General features: G+C 53.5%; 4 protein-coding genes and 1 pseudogene. All 5 read left to right on the forward strand.

Translation table 11 applies throughout. From position 1 onward, the window contains the following. On the forward strand, nt 1-344 hold a 344-nt coding region (locus tag ASE07_RS24755), incomplete at its 5' end, for an MFS transporter (RefSeq protein WP_156396997.1). 13 nt (nt 345-357) lie between these two features. Beyond that, complete coding sequence (locus ASE07_RS24760; protein ID WP_057293491.1) at nt 358-606, forward strand: DUF3297 family protein; 249 nt, start codon at nt 358-360, stop codon at nt 604-606. Nucleotides 607-1,213: 607 nt separating this feature from the next. Beyond that, entirely contained in the window at nt 1,214-2,032 is an 819-nt protein-coding gene (locus ASE07_RS24765) for a class I SAM-dependent methyltransferase (RefSeq protein WP_057293492.1), read from the forward strand. A 199-nt stretch (nt 2,033-2,231) separates the two neighbouring features. Beyond that, nucleotides 2,232-3,621 (forward strand): annotated as a pseudogene (locus ASE07_RS24770) (IS1182 family transposase). Nucleotides 3,622-4,055: 434 nt separating this feature from the next. Next, on the forward strand, nt 4,056-4,895 hold the full coding sequence (locus ASE07_RS24775) for a dienelactone hydrolase family protein (RefSeq protein ID WP_057293493.1): 840 nt from the start codon (nt 4,056-4,058) through the stop codon (nt 4,893-4,895). Nucleotides 4,896-5,163 lie beyond the last annotated feature (268 nt).

Genomic DNA, 5,163 nt, shown 5'->3' on the forward strand with positions numbered 1-5,163 from the left:
GCAATTTGCATTCGTCGCTCCCTTGGTTGATGGTTGTCGCAGTTCCTCTACATATTACTGCGATGCAATCTTGGGAGAGGGCGACCATTCCATTAGCCTCGGTCGAAAACAGCCTCCCCCAATTGGTCGAGGGCAAGGACGACATAGCGGCAGCGGTCTCGCTGGACGGTGGCGGTATCAACATCCACCGTGCAATTGGGCGGGCCTTTGCGGGCTTGGTCATCGGGTATTGGGGAATGCTGGATTCTGCAATCCGCCCGCTACGACGCGGTTGCAGAAAATTGAAAAGCAGGGCAGCAAAGCAGGCGAGTGCTGGAAAATTGTTTTGCGCAAGAGAATGGTAGATAATTCCCGCCCATGAACGACATTACACAACTCCCCCCATTTCCTGACCGTCTCTCGGTCGATCCGCGCAGCCCTTACTACAATGCGGCGGTCCTTGAGCACGATGTTGGCATTAAGCTCGATAACAAGGAACGCATCAATGTCGAGGAATATTGCATCAGCGAAGGTTGGATCAAGGTTGCGGCCGGCAAGGCGCGTGACCGCAAGGGCAATCCGATGACGATCAAGGTAAAAGGCAAGGTCGAGCCTTTTTATCGATAACGGCTTTACCTTGCGCAACATAAGAAAGAATGGAAGATACCGCCTGTGAAATGGAAGCAGGCGGTCAATCAGTCCGCTATCGTTTTCGGCGAGCGTCTCACGAACGTGCCTCCCTGAGATTTTTAAGTTGACCTCCGCACACAAAATGTCGCAAATCTTCGGAAGAAACGGTTCCGGACACAACTCGCTGCTCGACAACGACGCTTTGCCCGTGGCAGCTTAATCGTTGAAAAACGACACGGCTATGTCCACTTTCGAGGAAGCCAACTGACTCGTTTGGGTCGGTTAAGGCACATCGCCCTGAGATTACATCGGTCCGCTATGTGGCACAGACCAACCTTTTCAAAGCAGACAGCGTCTTTCCAAGTCCCGCCAAAAGCGGCTGGTCATATTTTTTCGTCAAAGCGTCCGTCGGGACAGATTCGCTGATGGTGCCACAAGTACCAACCCAGCTGCTCGTGCCACACTGACATTCCAGTTGCCGGCTCAAATATGGTATAGATTCATAGGTGAGGATCTTATGGCACATTTTGATCGCTAACTACAGCAAGCGCAGATTTTCAGGACTTATTGAGCATGAGCACCGACGTTGATTTGGCAGAAGATTATGGATTATCCTAATATCGACACTGTATTCGCGGGCACCATCCCACAGCTCTATGAGCGGTATCTGGTGCCGCTCATATTCGAACCGTACGCCGCTGACATCGCTACACGCGTTACGCATTTCCAACCTTCACGCGTGCTTGAAATTGCTGCCGGAACCGGAGTTGTGACACGGCAGCTTGCGAAGATGCTGCCGTCCGAGGTGTCCATCATCGCAACGGATTTGAACCAGCCGATGCTCGCTCAAGCTGTTGCAGTGGGCACGTCCCGCCCTGTAGAGTGGAAACAGGCCGATGCAATGCGATTGCCGTTTCCCGATGGTGCGTTCGACGTGGTGGTCTGTCAGTTCGGCGTCATGTTTTTCCCAGACAAGGCAAGGGCATTCTCTGAAGCAAGACGAGTTCTCCGTCCCGGCGGCCGTTTCATATTCAATGTGTGGGATCGGATCGAGGATAACGACTTCGCCGACCTCGTCACTAATTCACTCAAAACCATTTTTTCGCACGACCCACCACAGTTCTTGGCCCGGACTCCTCACGGCTACCATGATCCTGCAGTCATCACGCAGAACCTTGAGCATGGTGGATTTGCTAAGTCTCCCGAATTGACAACGCTGTCCGCGCGCAGCCTTGCGGACTCGTCACGCATTCCTGCGGTTGCGTATTGCCAAGGCACTCCGCTTCGAGGCGAGATCGAAGCTCGCGACCCATCGCGGTTGGCTGAAGCCACCGACATAGCGGCGAGTGCCATAACAAGTCGGTTCGGCCCGGGTCCTGTTGATGGGAAAATTCAAGCGCGGATCATTTCCATCGAAAATTAGCAATCACGCGAACGTTTTAGCGGCGCGATTAGCCGGACACCTTCAGTCCGCTTTGCCGCCGGCTGCAAACCTTTTCCTATATGTCTACTCGTCGGTATTCATCTAGCCGCTTTGGGTCTAGGTTGTGTGAAAACGCCTCTATATAAGTAAACGAAACTCAAATTGAAGGGTCAAACGGATAAGACCTAACGAGAGGGAGATCCGGATGAAGCGCTTCGTAGAAGGAGTCGAACGGACACAAAGCACCATGTTCCCGGCTCAGTTGGATGAGTACGTTGCTGAAGACAATCCCGTTCGTGTCATCGATGCCTTCATCGACACGCTTGATTTAAAGGCACTTGGCTTCGAGGGTGCGGTACCAGTTGAAACGGGAAGACCTTCCTATCATCCGGCGGTCCTGCTAAAGATCTACGTGTATGGCTACCTTAATCGCATCCAATCGAGCCGGCGCCTGGAGCGTGAAACCCAACGCAACGTCGAACTGATGTGGCTGACTAATGGACTAACGCCCGACTTCAAGACCATTGCCGACTTCCGCAAGGACAATGGCCAGGCAATTCGCAACGTCTGTCGACAGTTCGTCCTTCTCTGCCACAAGCTCAACATGTTTGAAGGCGGCGAAGTTGCAATTGATGGCAGCAAGTTCAAGGCAGTGAACAACCGCGATAAGAACTATACCCAGCGCAAGATCAAGGCCCGCATTGAACAGCTCGAGGAAAGCGTAGCCCGCTACATGGAAGAGCTTGACCGGGCCGACCGGCAACCAGAGTTGACGACCAAAATGCGGGTCCAGCACATCAAGGGCAAGATTGCATCGTTTAAGCAGCAGATCAGAGACTCCACTGCGCTGGAACAGCAACTGCAGCAGGTGCCAGATCAACAAATCTCCGAGACTGACCCGGACGCACGCTCCATGGCCACCAGCGGGCGCGGCACGGGCATGGTTGGCTACAACGTACAGACCGCTGTCGACACAAAGCATCACCTCATCGTTGCCCATGAAGTGACCAACGTTGGTCATGACCGCACACAGCTTGCCAACATGGCCGCTCAGGTAAAGCAAATTACCAACAGCAAACAAGTGACTGCCATTGCTGACCGCGGCTACTTCAGCGGTCCGCAAATTCTAGAGTACGAACAGCATGGTGCCATCCCGCTGGTACCGAAGCCTATGACATCGAACGACCGGGCAAAGGGACTGTTCGACAAGCGTGACTTCATCTATCTTGCCCAAAGCGCCGAATACAAGTGTCCTGCCGGAGTACTGGTCTTCAGCCTGTCCGACTTGTACGTTAAAACCGAAATGCACTACCGGCGACCATCGTCGGATTGCACGCTGGCAGCATGAAGACGTGCTTGAGCGGATGCAGCAGCGATTGGATGCTCGGCCCGAATTTGCAATGACACGCCGCTGCACTGTTGAACATCCATTCGGGACGCTCAAGGCATGGATGGGTGCCACGCACTTTCTGATGAAAAGGCTGCCGAAAGTGCAAACTGAGATGAGCTTGCATGTGCTGGCGTACAACCTGAAGCGAATGATAAATATCCTGGGTACGCAAACATTGATTGCAGCAATGAGCCAATAGGCTGACTGGCCTTCGCATGTGACCAAATGTTGATTGGAGCCAGCAGCTTCTCATTTGAGCTCATTCTGCGGACGTTTCCGCACAACCTCGGTCGCGTCGCGCGCTTCGGATCTGCAATACGACTGCCTGGAATGTAGCGGAGATCTGCCGCTGGCCCAGATTCCTATTGGACGCATAACGGCCAGAATCAGCCAATCGGTAAAGCGTAATCTGATTTGCAGCCGACAGCGCACGAGGTTCATCCTTTGATGTAATTAAATGACCTACCAACTTGGTAGATCGGTGCCAATCGCAGTAGCCAGCATGACGAAATTGTGGGACACACACTAGCGCCTCTTTCAGTCAAGGCTTTTTCATAGTTATGGGACGTGGTTGCACTGTTGCCAGTGTAATATTACCCTTTCGCAATAATCTCATCTGGCAGGGGTAACTACATGCTTCGTATCCAAACCATCTTGGGCAACACCCTGGCGCTCAGCCTGCTTCTGGCTACTGGCGGCGCCTTTGCACAGGCATACGGCCAGTTCACCACCCGGATTTCGCAATATGCTGATCTTAAATACCCAGCGGAGGTGAAAACGCTAGGTCTCTTTAGCAGTGTGTCGAACGGCATCTTTAAACCAGAGGGCGAGGGTCCTTTCCCCGCTGTCGTACTGGTTCATACCTGCGGCGGCATCCAGTCACATATCAGTGAGCGTGCAAAAGAATTGATTGAAGCGGGTTTTGTCGTGCTGGTACAGGATTCGTATGGCCCACGTGGACATACAACTTTCTGCACGCCGGCTGGCGTCGGTGCGCCACGGGTGTACAAGGACTCCTTTGATGCGCTCAAGCATCTGTCCCAGTTGAAAGTCGTTGAGCCGTCGCGCATCTATCTGGTCGGCCTGTCCTTGGGCAGCTTTGCTGCTGCGGCTGTCTCCAGTCCGGAGGTGGCGCGCTGGGTTGGCACGAATGACCGATTTCGTGCTTCCGTCGGCTGGTACGGCGCCTGCAATTTTGATGTCAGCCCTTATCCGAAATGGGAACTTATTCGACGTGATGTAGATCGTCCAGTCATGTTGCTTATGGCAAGGAATGATACTGAGACGCCGATTGCCGACTGCTTTCCCTTGCTGGAGAACTTGAAGAACGAGGGAAAACCGGTAGCGTGGCACATTTACGACGACGCGACGCACGGCTGGGACAAATCTGATCCGAGGCGTGGTTACCAATACAATGCGACAGTGACCACCGACGCCATGAAGCGAACGATTGAGTTCCTCAAACAGCATTAAATAAAGAAGTGAGAAATCAAGACCAGTGGCGAGCTAGGCGTCGGGAAAGCGAAACGTCGGGTTAGCGTTTAGGGCGTTTGATACCACCCCTTTGAATCACTCTCTGCTTCCTAAATGCGTCCAAATGACACGCTCAGCAGCACTATATGCTTAGCCCACCGGCAGCTGTGGGTGTGCGCCGTGATAAGGCGATGTAGTTCCAGCGGGTGGAAGCCCCGCCCGGCGAAGTGCTCCCGCCGGAAGCTACCGGAGCAGCGGTGGAGGTAAC

Origin of the sequence: Noviherbaspirillum sp. Root189 (genome assembly GCF_001428545.1) — a bacterium.
Taxonomy (GTDB): Bacteria; Pseudomonadota; Gammaproteobacteria; order Burkholderiales; family Burkholderiaceae_D; genus Noviherbaspirillum.